Below are 16988 nucleotides of genomic sequence, written 5' to 3'. Positions count from 1 at the left end.
GGATGATAATCACACAAGTAATTTAACAATGTTTGCACTAAACAGGCAAAATTTAACTGTGCTAATTAAATTTCATTTTTTCAGACTTATTGAGGAGCCTCGTCGGTGTACTTTTGCTTTAAGTCTCTTACAAGTTTAGAGTCAATCTCATCAATCTCAGCTATTTGCATTGCTAATGACTTGCCATCTAATCTATGATAATTTAGCACTTCAAGAGGAGTACCACATTCAGGATAATCTGCCAGACCAAATTTTTTAAATTTCTTATTATTAATAGCATTAGCTGAAATTAGAGTATCCAGAATTCTATCCCCTAAGCCGCCTATAATTGAATGATCCTCTAATACATATACAGCAGAATAATTACGAGTAATGCCTATAAGCCATTCTGAATTAATTCTATTGAGCCATGGCATATTAACTACTTTCAATCCAAAACCTATTTCTTTAAGATAATATGAAGCAACAAGAGCTTCATGCAGCATTACTGGTCCATAACCAAACAATATTGCATCTTTCCCTTCGGTTAACTCTGTCCCAACACCGAACGTAAACTTATAATTCTCTGGCAGCTGAATTACTTCTGGAGAAGGACCTATAACAAGGCGTATAACACAATTTTCTTTAGCTTCATTTACACAAAATTCCACCACCTTTTTAGTTTCCCATCCGTTACAAGGCTGTAAAATTATTACATTAGGAAGCGCGCTAAACAAAGAAATATCTCTTACGCTTTGGTGTGATTTCCCAGGTCCTGCAGGTATTAAACCCGCAAAGTGACAAACATAAATTATTTTCGAGTTCTCAGTTGCATTGTTATAAATTTGTTCGTTAGCACGAGCGGCAAGGAAACTTGCAAATGTATTTACAATGGGTAAAAGTCCCATTCTTGCAAGTCCACCTGCCATAGAAACCATATCTTGTTCAGCAATACCATTTTCAATAAAACGATGGGGATAAGCATATTCAAACTTTCTAAGTTTACAATCAGCTGAAAGGTCTCCATCTAATACAACTATTTTATTGTTAGTTTTTGCTAATTCTACAATTGCATCTCCAAACGCATCTGTCACAAATTCCTTTTGAATTTTAGTAGTAATCTTTCCTTCAGCTTCATTTTCAGGAATTTCAATTCTATCGACGCCCAATTTTTGAGATAGTTGATAAATTCGTTCTGAAATTTCATTTAATCCTTTCAAGTAACTATCATCGTCGGGTGCACCGCTATGCCATTTGTAATATGTTTTACCTGAGATAGTTTCTGTTACTGGTCTTTCCATAAACGACACGCCTTTACCTTTAATAGTGTCCGCAATTACCATCTTTGGTTGGTCGGTTATGCTTTTTAAATTAGTAAACGTATTCTTCAAAGATTGATAATTATGGCCATCAATTCTAACAACATACCAGCCAAATGCAGATACTTTTTCAACGATATCCTCAATATTATTTACATCTTCTACAAGCATATCAGTTTGATATTTATTATGGTCCATAATGGCAATAAGGTTATTTACTTTTTGATGAGCAGCGGCCTGTAAAGATTCCCAAATTTGTCCCTCTTGAAATTCACCATCGCCAGTTAGAACAAAAACTCTTCCCTTTCTTTTCTTATAAGATTTAGCCCATGCCATTCCCTTTGCCTTAGAAATTCCCATTCCTAATGAACCTGTACTAGCTTCAATTCCTGGAATTCTAACTTCTGGATGGCCGTCTAAACCATGAAGACGTCTTAAGGCTAATAATTTCTCTGCTGGCAAAATCCCCAAAGAATAAAATAGCGAATACAATCCTGGAACATCATGACCTTTTGATGAAAAATAAATATCACGATCTTCAGAATCTAAACCTACAGTTAGAACATTCATTTCATTTAAATATAAGTAAGTAATTATATCCATTGAACTTAAGGAAGAGCCTAGATGACCAGAACCAGCCTTTTTTACTGCGACTAATGTGTTATAACGGTTCATTTCAGCAAACAGCTGCATTTTGATTTCCCAATCACCATTGTGTAATATTATTTTATCAAATTCTTTCTTTTCAATTAATCTATATGGCATTTATACTCCAATGTTTTTAGATAAATAAAAAATTGTTTGATAAAATTATGGATTTACAGCGAAGATATAAAAACTATTTACACAAAATCTTCCATTTACTCCAAAAAAGTCTAAAAGCAATAAAGATCAAACTTTTTACTAACAAAAAATTATTACACCCAATGCGGGGAACAATTCGCCTCTATTCAATTAATTTTATCTATGAAACGATATGACGAAAAAAATCTTCAGCTTCGAAAGCCTGCCAATTTAACTTTTTTTGTTAGAGATTGCTTTGACGGACTCGCTTCAATGACAGTAATTTTTTGTCGTACCAAAAGCACAGCTCTAATTAATAACTTTAGAATTCAGCAGCATTCCCTAAAGCAGTAAATTTACCGAAGACTGATAACGTCTTTTATCCATACCATTCAAATTATAAAGAAAATTTAAACTTGAATCTAAGTGAATAATTATAGTTTTTTATCTCATTATTTCTTAATATTAATAAGATAAAAATATTCCTTTATTATTCTTTTTGTAGTAGCTTACAGAAAAATAAGAGACAAAACAAACAATAAGAAATGGGCGTTAACAATTTCACAGATGTGCTTGAAATTATAAAGGAACTAAAGCAGCAGACAAACTCTTTAAGAGATTTTTACGTTGTTAAAAGTCCCATTGGTTTAATTTTTTTAGGAGACCATACTCATTACAATGATGGTATTTTAATTTCTGCTGCGGTGGATAAATACACATGGGTTGCAATTAGAAAAAGAACAGATGATAAAATAAATCTCTACAGAAAAGATACAAATAAAGTTTTATCGTTCACGCTTAGTCAAATTGAGAATTTAACTCATGAAACAGGCTTTAAGATGGCAATAGGTTTAATAAAACTGTTAAAAGATGAAAAGCTATTGACAAGCGGGTTCGATTGTATTATTGACTTTTCTACACCGCAATGGTTGGGACTGGGTGTATTAGCTGCTCAGCAAATGGCTACTATTATCGGCATGAAAAAAATATTTGGAATAAACTATCCAATAGATAATTTAATAAACTTAGTAAAACGCAATGAAAATAATTTAATAGGGAAAATCTCTAACACCGCATTACATAACACAAGCGTTTTTGCAAAAAATGACAAACTCATTTTAACTGATTTAAGATACAAACAGCACAAAAATATTCCTTTCAACGGCAAAGATTATAAAATTGTTATTTGCAATACAAACGTTCAAATAGAACATGTAGAAAAAATTTGCAACGAAAGAATTGAAGAGTGTGAAGTTGGTGTTAAAGGATTACGCTTATACATCTGGGGAATTAAAAATCTTCGTGATGTACAATTAGATTTTTTAATGCGGCATATTCACATGCTGCCGCGAAAAATTTTTTCACGTGTACTTTATAATGTAAACGAAAGAATTAGAGCTGAAAACGCATTAAAGTTACTCAAAAAAAATAACTATGAGGAATTTGGTGCGCTCATAAATCAATCACATAACGGTCTTTCAATCGATTATGAAATTAGTGATCCTAAAGTAGATTTTATTGTGGCACAAGCTATGAATTTAAAAGGGGTCATTGGCTCGAAGATGATTAGTTGCTCACCAATAAGAAGCACTTTTCATTTAGTAGAATCTGCTTATGTAGAAAACTTTGTAGATAAAATTAAAAAAACTTATTACAACCAATATAATAACGAACTAGACGTACACATATTAAATATTTCCAAAGGTATTGAAATAATCCCATCTAAAAAATTAAATTACAGCTACTAAATATTTGTTAAAAAATTCCCACACAAATTCAACTTGATTTTGACTAATCATAATAATACATTTTCACACAAATAAAAGAGGAGTATTAATGAATTTTGCTGATGAGTTTTTTGATGATGAGTATGATTCTATTTCTGATGAAGAAGAAATTAAATCAAAAATAAAATTGAGCAAAGAATTAATTGAAAAAGGTGAGATATTCTCTAACATAGAATTTATTGAAGACGTTGTGCAATTGTGTATGGAATATGACTTTGTTGATGACGGCTTGGAAATAGTTGAATCGCTTATTCAAATAGCTCCATACAATTCAGATGCATGGCAGTTCAAAGGAATTTTATTGAACAACATCTTTGAATTTGAAAAAGCAAATTATTGCTTTGAAAAATCACTTTCTTTAAATCCAACTGATGTGGAAACTCTCATCAATAAATCTATTGCTGAAGACAATTTAGGCTTATTTGATGAAGCTGTTGCATCATTAAAAAAAGCACTTCAAATTGAACCTTACAACGAGGAAACATATTATAATTTAGGTCTGCTTTATGAAAAAAAGGAAAAATTTTTAGAGGCAATTAATAACTTCAAAAAAGCTGTTGGTATTGACCCTAACTACTCAGAAGCATGGTACGAATTAGGTTTTTGCCACGAAAATATTGGAAACCTATCTGAGGCTTTAGCATGTTATGATAAATTCTTAGAAATAGAACCTAATAGCTTTACTGGCTGGTACAACAAAGGAATAGTCTTTATACGATTGAACGAATATGAAAACGCCCTCAATTGCTTTGAGCTTTCTATAGCACTTAAAGATGACTTTGCAAGTTCATGGTTTAATTTGGGCTATGCATATTTCAAGTTAAACAGATTTGACGAAGCCCTATCAGCTTATAAAACCGCTCACGAAATAGATCCTTACGATGAAACTATTATGTTTAACATAGCACAGACTTATGAAGAATTAGGAAACATTCACCAAGCTATAAAAAGTTACTCCCAAGCAATAAAATTAGACAGCGAGTATTATGAGGCATACCTCGGCAGAGGCTACTGTTATGATGCCGTTGGAAAGTATCAATTAGCATTGAAAGATTTTAATAAAGCTATTGCATTGACTGCTAATCCAGAAGATGCTTGGTTTGCCAAAGCTGATTTAGAATATTCACTTGGCAATTTAAATGAATCTATTAAGAGTTACTCGAAAGCAGTAGAACTGAATCACGATAATTTTAATGCTTGGTATAAACTTGCTGAAACATATATAGAAGTAGGTAATTGGCTTAATGCTTTAGAAGCCTTTGACCAATGTTTACGAATAAAACCTACTCACGCAAATTCATATTACGGAAAAGCAAAAATAAATTTCCTTTTAAGTCGCACACAAGATGCAATTGATTGTCTAAGAACTGCATTTAAACTTGATCCAAACATTAAAAATGAATTTGCGCGTGAGTACCCCGATGTAAAAACTTCAAAACTCTTCATTAAACTTATCGAAGAAAACAAATAGCAAATTATGCAATCACTCAATAAATTTAACCATAACACTAAAATAATAGGTGTGATAGGTCACCCCATTAAACATTCGTTTTCACCCTTAATCCACAATCTTTCATTCGAACTTTCTGGATTAAATTACATCTACCTGCCTTTTGATGTCCCTTCAACGAACCTCAAAGATGCGTTAAAAGGAATGATAGCATTAGGTATTAAAGGTTTTAATGTAACTATACCCCATAAAGAAAAAATACTTTCTTATTTAAAAGAAGTATCTGAAGAAGCCAACATTATTGGTGCAGTTAATACAATTGTAAATGAAGACGGAACACTTCATGGTTATAATACTGATGTCAATGGTGTAGTGGAATCACTACTGCCTTTCAAGGACGAACTTGCAAACTGCGAAGCTACTGTAATTGGTGCAGGCGGGGCTTCAAGAAGTGTAATTTATGCATTAATACGAACCTTTAAAGTAGGCAAAATTAATATAGTCAATAGAACTGAACAGACGGCAGAAACACTTAAAGAATATTTCAAAACAAAAATGATTTTTGAACATATTAAGTCTTTCCCTCTCGTACCCCCTGACTTGGTTAATGTTTTTAGCCAATCAAAACTAATTGTTAACACAACATCAATGGGTATGAGTCCTGAAATTGATGACGCTGCAACTACAATACCAGAATCATTTAACAAGGATCAAATTGTGTTTGATGTTGTTTATAACCCAATTAAAACAAAGTTATTAGCTTTGGCGGAAACACGTGGGGCACGTACTGTAAGTGGACTTAAAATGCTCATAGAGCAAGGCGCAAAATCTTACGAACTATGGACAGGCGAAAAAATGCCCGTAGAAAAAGTCTATAAAGCGGTTGTTTCCTATCTTAATAGTTAACATCAAAAAATTTATTGAGAATAAGTTTTTTGCGATTATTATTACTGTTTAACATTTGATTTAATCAATATTAGTTATTGTTAACTGCCCAAAGAGCAAATTTTTCTTATAAAAGATTGAATTAACCTTATTGCAGTTTAGACAGCGCATCTTTTATTCTTTTTACTGCTTCTTGCAATTTCTCTTTTGAAGTTGCATACGATAGCCTTATATATCCTTCGGCTCCGAATGCACTACCAGGCACTGTAGCTACTTTAGCTTCTCGTAATAAATACATAGCAAAATCAACTGAATTTTCAATCCTTATGCCATTTACCCTTTTATTAAAAAAAGTAGAAATATTGGGAAACAAGTAAAATGCACCTTGAGGCTTATAACATGTTATCCCGTCCATTGCAGTCAATTCATTGTACAGATAATCTCTTCTTGCCTGAAATTCATTCTTTAAATTATTAACGTAATCTTGTGGTCCATTGAAAGCTTCTACACCAGCAGCCTGAGAAATTGAACTTGCATTCGATGTACTATGGCTCTGAAGTTTATTCATTGCTGCTATAACTTCTTCCGGACCTGCAGCATATCCAATCCTCCAACCTGTCATTGCATAGGATTTTGATAACCCATTAACTAAAATTGTACGCTTTTTAATTTCTTCCCCTAATGAAGGGAAGCTTACTAATTCAAAATTATCATAAATAAGTTTTTCGTATATCTCGTCGCTTATAACATAAAACTTATTTTGTAATACAATATCAGCAATCTCTTCTAATTCTTTTCTTGTATAACAACTGCCGGTTGGATTGGATGGGTTACACAAAATTAAAATTTTAGTATAAGGGCTAATTGCTTTCTTTAACTGGCTGGGTTTTATTTTAAATCCAGTTTCTTCTGTAGTTGGAATTATTACTGACTGGCCATGAGCTAAGGTCACCATTTCCGGATAACTAACCCAATAAGGAGCAGAAAAAATAACCTCATCGTCAACATAAACTAAAGATTGAATTGCATTATACAAACTCTGTTTTGCGCCGCTAGAAACAATGATTTGCTTTATTGAATATTCCAATCCATTTTCTCTTTTTAACTTATCTGCTATTGCTTTTCTTAGTTCTACTGTACCTGGATTTAATGTATATCTTGTCTCGTTGTTATCTATGGCGCGCTTAGCAGCTTCTTTAACATTAGGCGGCGTAGGAAAATCTGTTTCTCCCACACTTAAATCTATTACATTTTCACCGCGTGCTATTAACTCTTTAGCCTCGCCTGCTACTTTCATTGTCGGTGATACACTAATTTTATTTATTCTTTTTGAAATTATCATCACAATTCCTTTGAAATTATTACGATGTGTAAAAAAGCTTTACAAAAATTGGATGCAATATAGTATTTCACAAATTAATTTTGTAATAATTACATAACTCTTTTCAAAAAAAATTGAATATTTCTTTATTTAGCAAAATTTCATGCAAGTAATACGAATATTAATTCACTTATCGTTGATTTCGCTTTCAGTATTCCTTATTCTTTTATAAAAATTTAGAAAATTATATGGATAAGCGACCAATAAACTATCTTGAATCCACTAAAAAAGATAAAAAGTTAAGAGAAGACATTAGAGTTCTTGGAAGACTGTTGGGCGAAGTTTTAATTGAACAAGAAGGAGAAGAACTTTACCAGACCGTTGAACTATTACGTAGTTTAACAAAGAAATTGAGAAATAAGCCAACAAACCAGATTATATATAAAATAAAAAAAGTTATTGCTGGTCTTAATTACGAACATGCTTACAATGTTGTTAGAGCATTTTCAATTTATTTCATCCTTGTCAATGCTGCTGATGAGGTTCATAAGGTTCGTCTCGAAAATAACAATAACAAAATTTTAGATGATACTTACTTATGGGTGATTAAAAAACTAAAGGAGGATGGTTATTCTCTTCAAAAGCTAATCAACCTCTTGAATAAAATTTGTATTACACCTGTATTTACTGCACACCCAACTGAAGCAACAAGACAAACTATATTAAGAAAGATTTTGCTTTTAACCCAATTACTTCTCCACAAAGAATTTCACAGATTAAATGAAGATGAATATCAGAAACTGCTAGAAAAAATTAAAACGCAAATTACTCTCATCTGGCAATCAACAGAGATTAGATTTCATAAAATTACTGTTAGCGATGAAATTCAAAGAGGTCTGTTTTTTTTCAAGAATATAATTTATTCTGAAATTCCCAACCTATATTCTAAGTTAAATTATGCTGTGAAGAAACATTATATGAAGGGAATTGAAATTAAACCATTTATTGAATTTGGGAGTTGGATAGGGGGAGATAGAGACGGTCATCCTTTCGTAACCATTGATGTTACAAAAGATGCTTTGCAAAATCATCAGAAAACTATAATTGAATTATATCTTCGAGATTTAGACATTCTTTACTCTCACTTAAGTCCTTCAATTAATATTGTGAATGTTGATAAATCACTTCTTAATTCTATCGAAAAAGAAAAAAAAGAGTTGGGAATAGAAATAACCGATAGCAATCTTCGTGAGCCAACTGAAATATACAGACATAAACTGATTTTAATCTCTGAAAGATTAAAAAGAACAATCAATAACAGTGCAGGAGCTTATCGCAGTGCAGATGAGTTTAAAAACGATTTGCTACAGCTTGCTAAATCATTAATTAATAATAAGGGGAAATTAATTTATGATAATGTTCTGAAACCTTTTATAGATAAGGTTTACACTTTCGGTTTTCACTTTGTTAAATTAGACATTCGTCAAAATGCTACAAAAATTAACAGTGCTATTGAAGAAATTTTAAGCCAGTCTAAAATATGTCATCATTACTTAAGCAAAACGGAAGAAGAAAAAATTGACATACTTACTGATGAAATTCTTAATCCGCGTCCCATAATTAATTTTTCAAATCTTACCGCAGAAACAAAAACAGTGATAGAAGAAGTCGCTTTAATTAAATGGGGTAAAGATAATATTTGTGATTTATGCTGTGAAGATTTTGTAATTAGCAATAGTTCTACAGCCTCTGATGTTCTGTCAATTCTTTTATTGGCAAAGGAAGTTGGCTTATCTAAATTGTGGAATGGCAAAATTGTTAAATCCGAAATAAATATTATTCCTTTGTTTGAGACTATAAACGACCTAAGAGAATGCAACATGGTGATTGAAAAACTGTTTAATAACAGAGCCTATAAACAACATCTTAAATGCCGTAATAACCTGCAAAAAATAATGCTGGGTTATTCTGACAGCAACAAGGACGGCGGAATTGTTACTTCTAATTATGAACTATTTATCGCTCAACAGAAATTAACACAAATTTGTGATAAATATAATATAGAACTTATTTTATTCCATGGAAGAGGGGGCAGTATATCTCGAGGAGGCGGACCTATAAATAAATCAATAATGGCTCAACCTCAAGGTTCAATTAAAGGCAAAATAAAGATTACCGAACAAGGTGAGATGATATCTTCAAAATATCTTTTGCCCCAAATTGCCAATAGAACTTTAGAATTGATTTCTTCTGCAGTTATTTTAGCTTCTGCAAAGCTTTGGAAAAATAAAAATCCAAACATTATTGCTTATAAAAAAATATTAGCACAAATATCTGAAAAAGCTTTCGCTAGCTATAAAAATCTTGTTAACAGCAAAAATTTTTTAAACTACTTTAGAAAAGCCACTCCAATTGATATAATTGAACACATTGAAATTGGTTCTAGACCTGCATCCAGAAGCAAGGGCAACGATTTAAGATTATTGAGAGCAATACCGTGGGTTTTTTCGTGGACTCAAAATAGACAAACGATTTCCGGTTGGTATGGATTTGGAACTGCCGCTACTGCTTTAGTTAAAGAACGTAAGGCATCATGGGAAGATTTGAGGGAAATGTACACTAACTGGCCATTTTTTAAAGTATTAATCGACAACATTGAGATGGTGCTGCTAAAGACTGATATGATAATTGGCAGAGAATATGCCAAGCTTTATAACGGTAATAAAGAAATTTTCAGATTAATTGAATCTGAATACAACCGCTCCGTAAAAGCAGTGCTAAAAATTACCAACCAAAAATATTTAATGGATTCCAATCCCTCTTTACAAAGATCAATCCTTCTGCGAAATCCGTACATCGATCCAATCAGTTTTATTCAAATAAAATTTATTAAGGAGTTTCGGAAAACAAAAAACGAAACTAAAAAAGCTATGCTGCTTTCTTTGTTAAGATCTACTGTAAATGGAATAGCAGCCGGCATAAGAAACACTGGATAAGCATAATTGATTTTTATTAATTCTTAATCCGAACAGCAAATTTCATTAATGAAAAATTTGGACTTAAGGTGCTCTCAATATTTATTAGCCACGCAAAAAATTTACAATAGCAAGATTTAATTGTTCATACTCAATTAAGAAAGCATCGTGCCCATAGATTGAACTTACCTCAAAATATTTCGAGTTAGGTATTAAAGAAGCAATTTGTTTTTGTTCTTCTACTGGATACAAAACATCAGTATTTATACCTATACAAAGAGTTTTAGATTTTATACTGCCCAAAGTATCTTCCAAGTTTGAGCGGCCGTAAGTTACATCGTGCATATCCATTGCCTTAGTTATGTATAAGTAGGTATTTGCATCAAATCTTCTTACAAGTTTTTCTCCTTGATAGTTGAGGTAACTTTCTACTTGAAATTGCTCATCGTAATTATTGTTCATTTTTTGCCGGCCAAATCTTAGGTTAAAATTAATTGGACTTCTGTAGGAAACCATTGCAATCATTCTAGCTAAAGATAAACCCTTTAATGGCTGTTCAATATAATTTCCATTATTCCATGTCGGGTCATTTGTTATTGCCTTTCTTGCTAATTCATTTAAACCAATAGCCCATGCTGAGTGTTGAACTGCGGTAGCAATAGGAATTATCCTTTCTACTAATTCGGGATACATTAATGCCCACTCCAAAACTTGCATTCCACCTAGTGAGCCGCCAGAGACAGCCTGCAGCTTATTTATTCCTAAATATTTTACTAGCTTGTATTGTACCTTTACCATGTCTCTAATCGTCATCTGAGGAAATTCCAAACCATACTTTTTCCCAGTTTTAGGATTAATTGAAGTTGGTCCCGTTGTACCATAACAGCTTCCTAAAAAATTGGAACATACAACAAAGAACCTGCGTGTATCAAAAGCTTTACCAGGTCCAATTAAACCACTCCACCATCCAGTATTATCCTCATCATTGTAATTAGCAGCGTGTGAATTGCCTGTAAGTGCATGACATACTAAAATAGCATTAGTTCCTTCATCGTTAAGTTCTCCGTAAGTTTCATAAGCTACAGTTAAATTTGGTATTCTCTCACCATTCTCAAATACAAATTCTTCATAAAAGTTTACAGTCTCGTGAAAGTTTAGATTATGATTTACTAAACTGCTGCTTCTCATTTTCACCTCTAATTTAGCTTTTCATTAAGCTACATTGGCTTCTAATTTTTTAATTTCTTCAAAGAATAACTCGTTGTGAATTAAATTAATTGCAGCTTCTTCGTTTTTTTGATCAACAACTAAGGATATATCTTCTATACTAGAACGATGAAAAAACAAATGAACTTTTATTTTGTTATTAGAGAGCGTTTCAAAAATCCTTCTAATATTTGTACTATGCCGGTATTTATTTCCAACAAAAACTGAAATAATTGCAACATTGTTTAGTACCCTAATTTTAGAAATAATGGAACTTTTCAATTCATACTCAAATTCATTTTGAACTTCTTTTATTAACTTTTCTACTGTTAATGAACTTGTTATAAAACTTACCACGAAGTGGTGGATTCCCATAGATTGCTGTAAAATTGTCCCCCCATTAAGAAGATAGGTCAACTTGTGTTTAGATAAAATTTTTAACAGTCGGATTAAAATCCCTAAACTTTCTTTGCTATTTTGCTTTTCCAGCATTACCAAACTAAGATTTTTCATACTAGTCACTACTCGTATGTCAGAACTTTCACTGCTTTTATTTCTAACAACTGTGCCTTTATCCTTAGGATTAAACGAATTTAAAATTACCATAGGAATATTTTGTTTTTGCAGAGGTTCCATCGACTTAGGGAAAATTACCTTTGCACCGAAGCTTGCTATTTCAGCTACTTCATTATAGTCTAATTCCTTAATAGGAAAAGTGTTCTCTACAATCTTAGGGTCAGCACTCAATACACCATTTACATCTGTCCATATTTCAACAATATCTGCTTTCAATGCTGCGCCAATTATTGCAGCAGTATAATCAGAACCACTTCGTCCAAGTGTGGTTACATTACCTTGTTCATCAGAACCAACAAAACCATTTACAACTGGTATAATTGTCCTGTCAATATCTCTGAAACTCTCAGCAATTAATTTATTTGTTAAGTGAAAATTAACATTAGCTTCACCAAAAGTTGAATCTGTTCTTATGAAATTTTTTGAATCAAAAAATTTAGCTTCAAGCCCAATAGATTTTAATGCACCAACTAACAAATTATTTGAGAGGTACTCTCCTAAAGATATAATTGAGTCTTTATCTTTTGGTGAGACATTATTTTTTTGATAAAGACCTTGCAGTTTAATAAATAATTCAGTTATTATTTTCTCAATCACTGTTATTATTTGTTCCTTTATAGGTTCTCTAATTAGTTTATTCAAAAAATCAAAATGAACTGATTTTATTTTTTCTGCAATTTTTAGATAGTTATTATTTTTTTCAGAGGCATAGTAAACTGCATTTATCAATTCATCTGTTATTCCACCAATTGCTGAAAGGACGACAATTATTTTATCTTCTTCACATTTATTTTTAATGATATTTACTACATTTATAAATCTTTCTACAGTTCCTATTGATGTACCGCCAAATTTGATAACTTTCATTTTTTTCCTCCATTAAACTCTAATACGTTCTTTAGTTTTCTGGAGTGCGTAGTCAAAATCCTCAATAATATCATCAATATGTTCAATACCGACAGAAACTCTAATCATTTCAGGCAAAACCCCAGCTTCTAATTGTTCTTTTTCATTTAATTGTTGATGTGTTGTAGTAGCCGGATGAATAACAAGAGTTTTTGAGTCGCCAACGTTAGCAAGCAAGCTAGCAAGTTTAACATTATTTATAAACTGTTGGCCTGCTTTTTTGCCGCCTTTTATTCCGAAAGTAATTATACCCCCAAAAAGATTTTCTCTAAAGTATTTTTTTGCATTTTTATGATAGGGATTATCCTGTAAACCGGGGTACCAAACCCATTCAACTTGAGGATGAGACTTAAGCCACTGAGCAAGTTTAAGAGCATTAGAGCATGTTCGTTCAACTCTTAACGAGAGTGTTTCAAGACCTTGTAAAAACAAAAAGGAATTAAAAGGAGAAATGCAGGCGCCTAGGTCTCTAAGCTGTTCTACTCTGGCTCTTATTATAAAAGCAATATTTCCAAAAGGGCTATCTTTTCCAAAGGTTTCCCAAAAGTTTAAGCCATGATATCCTGGGCTCGGCTCGGTAAAAGTTGGAAATTTGCCATTTGCCCAGTTGAACTTTCCGGAATCAATTATTACTCCACCTATAGAAGTTCCATGTCCGCCTATCCATTTTGTAGCAGAATGAGTAACAATATGAGCGCCAAAGTCAATTGGTCGACAAATATAACCGCCCGCACCAAAAGTGTTATCAACTACTAAAGGAATTCCTTTAGAATTTGCTAAATCCGCAAAAGCTCTCAGGTCAGGAATGTTTAACCGAGGATTGCCAATAGTTTCTATATAAATTGCTTTCGTTTTAGAATCAATTAAAGGCTCAAAATCTCTGGCATCATTACTTTCAACGAACTTCACATTAATACCCAGTCTTGGAAACGTAACTTTAAACTGATTATATGTCCCGCCGTACAAATAACTTGTAGATACGATGTTATCCCCTGCTTGAGCAATAGTACTAAGCGCTAAAAACTGTGCAGCCTGACCAGAAGAAGTTGCAAGCGCTGCAATTCCACCTTCTAAGAGAGCAATCCTTTCTTCAAAAACAGCGGTAGTTGGGTTCATAATTCGAGTATAAATATTTCCAAACTCTTTAAGTCCGAACAAATTTGCAGCATGTTCAGCACTATTAAAGTTGTAGGATGTAGTTTGATAAATAGGTACTGCTCTTGCATTTGTAGCCGGATCAACTTGTTGACCGCCATGAAGCTGCAAAGTTTCGAATTTATAACTTCTTGCATTTTTATTATTACTCACTTTACCTCCAATAATTATATTGAATGAAATAATTTTTTAATGAATTTACACTGCTTAAAGAATTTTGATAAAACATCTCCGTTTTACAACAAAAAAGCCCTTCGTTTGTGAAGGGCTTTTTTGTTCATAGTTTATTATTTATTTAATTCACATCCCTTCACAAACAAAAATTTTCATACGCATCATCATGCGCATAGCCATAGTTAAATTTGTGAGGGAGATTATATTTTTTATAGTTGTCTTCATCTTTTTACTCACTCAGTATGTATACAAATAAAAAAGCCCTTCAACGGTTATATGAAGGGCTTTTTAACTTACAAACTTATTACACATTATCAGCCCTTCGTATTAAATAACATCATCATGCACATAGTAATATACATGTTTTGACTTTTGATGTTATTTAACACGAAGTTTCCCATTTGAAAATAGTTTGTTATAAATAATATTAAAATTGGGTGTAAATATAATTGCGCTTTCGTATGATGTCAAGAATAAATTTCATTACAAAGAATAAAAAAATTAATATTTATTTTATAGCTGTGTATTTATACAATTAACAAGAATGATTATTCACAGTTGGCAATATTTGATAAGTTTCATGATGCTTATAATAAATTACTTGCAAGCTCAGCTAATTCTGATCTTTCACCTTTTTCCAAATTTATGTGAGCGTATAACTTTTGTCCCTTAAAATGCTCAATTAAATAAGAAAGTCCATTGGACTGTGAATCTAAATATGGGTGGTCTATTTGATAAATATCGCCTGTTAGAACAACTTTAGCTCCCTCACCAGCTCTGGTAATAATAGTTTTAACCTCGTGCAGAGTTAAATTTTGTGCTTCATCAACAATAAAATAAATTCTTTGTAAGCTTCTGCCGCGAATATAGCTTAGAGGTTCTATCACAAGTTTTTCATCTTTAATCATATTATTAATAAGCTGGTAATTTTTATCACTCTCCAAAAATTGATCTTGAATTACTTTCAAATTATCCCACAAAGGCTGCATATAAGGAGCCAATTTACTTTCAACATCGCCTGGTAAATAGCCAATATCTTTATTGCTCAATGGAACAACTGGACGTGCAACATAAATTTGCCTATAGTTTTTTCTTACTTGTAAAGCACTAGCTAAAGCTAATAAAGTTTTACCTGTACCAGCTTTACCAGTCATTGTTACAAGCGGAATATTTGTGTTAAGCAGAGCATCTACAGCAAAAGTTTGTTCAGCATTGCGCGGTCTTATTCCGTAAACAAGCTGTTTATCTATTCTTCTGTACACTTCCATTTCAGAATCTAAGACGGCAAGCACAGACCTGCTCGAATTCCTTATTATGAAATATTTATTAGGCACTATTTCTTTTTTAATTTTTTTATTTATTTTTTTTGCAGGGACCTCGTAAGGAGCAGTAAAAAAATCTTTTAGCAATTCATCATCAAAATCTTCAACTATATCTTTACCGCTGTATAAATCTTCAACGCTTGGTATGCGGTCGGTAGTATAATCTTCGGATGGTATTCCAAGTGCTTTAGACTTCATCCTGAGATTTACATCTTTGCTTATTAAAATTACCTTTGAATTTTTCATTTGATTGGCTGCATCATAAGCAGCGCTCAATACACGATGGTCAGTATTATCCTCTCTAAAAACATTTTGAATTTCTTTAGATAAGCCTTTCGTTATTACTATTCTTACTTTCCCTTTACCTTTACCAAGAGAGACTCCGCCATTGAATATTTCATTACCAGTAATTGAGTCTAAAGTACGCGCAAATTCTCTAGCATTAAGATTTATAACTTGATTTCCTCTTTTAAAGTGGTCTAACTCCTCAATTACAGCCAAAGGATAATTACATTATTTTCTTGAAAGTGATTTATACATGTTGGATCATGAAGTATTACATTTGTATCAAGTACAAATGTTTTCGGATGGGACTTTTTCATAGAGGATTTATCTGACCAATAGAATTTTTGTTTACAGGTGCGAAGTTAATAAAAAATAAATCTAAGTCAAGATGAATTATTTGTTAACAAAAGTTTTTGTTCGTTAATTATAAGCAGATTTTCTTAGCTAAAGCATCAAGTAATATAAAAATGATTTAATTAGTCTCACTGTTTTTTTAATCTTACAGCGCCAACTGCTATCATCACCCAGCCAATTAAAAAACAAAGTCCGCCAAATGGTGTTATAATTGCAAAAGCTTTCTGTGCTGTTATTGAGTATAAATAAAGTGAAAATGAAAAAAGAAGAATCCCGCTGAAAATAAAAAAGTAAGCCGTTTTAAATTCTTTTAGATTTTGAAAAGCAAGTACTAACAACACCACTGCATGAACTAAATGATATTCCACCCCTGTACTGTATATTTCCTGCATCTCTTTATTCAAATAAATTTTCAATCCATGTGCACCAAACGCACCTAAAGCAACACCAAGAAAACCCATTACTGCTGCAAGTAAAATAAATTTATTATTTTTCATATCGATAATCATTT

The 16988-nt window shown here is 32.2% G+C and carries 11 protein-coding genes and 1 pseudogene; 4 read left to right on the top strand and 8 right to left on the bottom strand.

Going from position 1 to position 16988, the window contains the following annotated elements:
• Positions 1 to 86 precede the first annotated feature (86 nt).
• Positions 87 to 2063 carry a transketolase C-terminal domain-containing protein gene (locus tag ABRY23_03725; protein MFA3782152.1) on the bottom strand — a complete coding sequence of 659 codons (1977 nt, stop codon included), beginning with the start codon at positions 2061 to 2063 and terminating at the stop codon, positions 87 to 89.
• 563 nt (positions 2064 to 2626) lie between these two features.
• Here ABRY23_03725 and ABRY23_03720 point away from each other — a divergent pair.
• From ABRY23_03720 to aroE, 3 genes are all read left to right on the top strand, one after another.
• Positions 2627 to 3829, top strand: a complete 1203-nt coding sequence (locus ABRY23_03720; GenBank protein MFA3782151.1) for a galactokinase — start codon at positions 2627 to 2629, stop codon at positions 3827 to 3829.
• 88 nt (positions 3830 to 3917) lie between these two features.
• Entirely contained in the window at positions 3918 to 5339 is a 1422-nt protein-coding gene (locus ABRY23_03715; protein MFA3782150.1) for a tetratricopeptide repeat protein, read from the top strand.
• Between the two features lie 6 nt (positions 5340 to 5345).
• Positions 5346 to 6224 (top strand): shikimate dehydrogenase, encoded by an 879-nt coding sequence (gene aroE / locus ABRY23_03710; GenBank protein ID MFA3782149.1) that lies wholly within the window; start codon positions 5346 to 5348, stop codon positions 6222 to 6224.
• A gap of 127 nt (positions 6225 to 6351) precedes the next feature.
• Here the strand turns inward: aroE and ABRY23_03705 are convergent, their stop codons facing one another.
• A complete protein-coding gene (locus tag ABRY23_03705) occupies positions 6352 to 7545 on the bottom strand; it encodes a pyridoxal phosphate-dependent aminotransferase (GenBank protein MFA3782148.1) in 1194 nt (397 codons plus the stop codon).
• Positions 7546 to 7772: 227 nt separating this feature from the next.
• Here ABRY23_03705 and ppc point away from each other — a divergent pair, with 227 nt between their 5' ends.
• Complete coding sequence (gene ppc, locus ABRY23_03700; GenBank protein ID MFA3782147.1) at positions 7773 to 10520, top strand: phosphoenolpyruvate carboxylase; 2748 nt, start codon at positions 7773 to 7775, stop codon at positions 10518 to 10520.
• Between the two features lie 84 nt (positions 10521 to 10604).
• Here ppc and metX read toward each other — a convergent pair whose 3' ends face one another.
• The 6 genes and pseudogenes from metX to ABRY23_03670 all read right to left on the bottom strand — a co-directional run bounded on the left by metX (position 10605) and on the right by ABRY23_03670 (position 16974).
• Positions 10605 to 11687 carry a homoserine O-acetyltransferase gene (gene metX, locus ABRY23_03695; GenBank protein ID MFA3782146.1) on the bottom strand — a complete coding sequence of 361 codons (1083 nt, stop codon included), beginning with the start codon at positions 11685 to 11687 and terminating at the stop codon, positions 10605 to 10607.
• A gap of 24 nt (positions 11688 to 11711) precedes the next feature.
• Positions 11712 to 13148 carry an aspartate kinase gene (locus ABRY23_03690; protein ID MFA3782145.1) on the bottom strand — a complete coding sequence of 479 codons (1437 nt, stop codon included), beginning with the start codon at positions 13146 to 13148 and terminating at the stop codon, positions 11712 to 11714.
• Positions 13149 to 13160: 12 nt separating this feature from the next.
• A complete protein-coding gene (locus tag ABRY23_03685; protein MFA3782144.1) occupies positions 13161 to 14495 on the bottom strand; it encodes an O-acetylhomoserine aminocarboxypropyltransferase/cysteine synthase family protein in 1335 nt (444 codons plus the stop codon).
• A 608-nt stretch (positions 14496 to 15103) separates the two neighbouring features.
• Complete coding sequence (locus ABRY23_03680; protein ID MFA3782143.1) at positions 15104 to 15784, bottom strand: PhoH family protein; 681 nt, start codon at positions 15782 to 15784, stop codon at positions 15104 to 15106.
• A 273-nt stretch (positions 15785 to 16057) separates the two neighbouring features.
• Positions 16058 to 16440: pseudogene (locus ABRY23_03675) on the bottom strand (PIN domain-containing protein).
• Between the two features lie 165 nt (positions 16441 to 16605).
• Positions 16606 to 16974 (bottom strand): DUF423 domain-containing protein, encoded by a 369-nt coding sequence (locus ABRY23_03670; protein ID MFA3782142.1) that lies wholly within the window; start codon positions 16972 to 16974, stop codon positions 16606 to 16608.
• Positions 16975 to 16988 lie beyond the last annotated feature (14 nt).

The sequence above is a fragment of the Melioribacteraceae bacterium 4301-Me genome (genome assembly GCA_041538185.1).
In the GTDB taxonomy this organism is placed as follows: Bacteria; Bacteroidota; Ignavibacteria; order Ignavibacteriales; family Melioribacteraceae; genus Pyranulibacter; species Pyranulibacter aquaticus.
The sequence above is the reverse complement of the archived record's forward strand: the minus strand, read 5'-3'. Positions and strand labels throughout refer to the sequence as shown.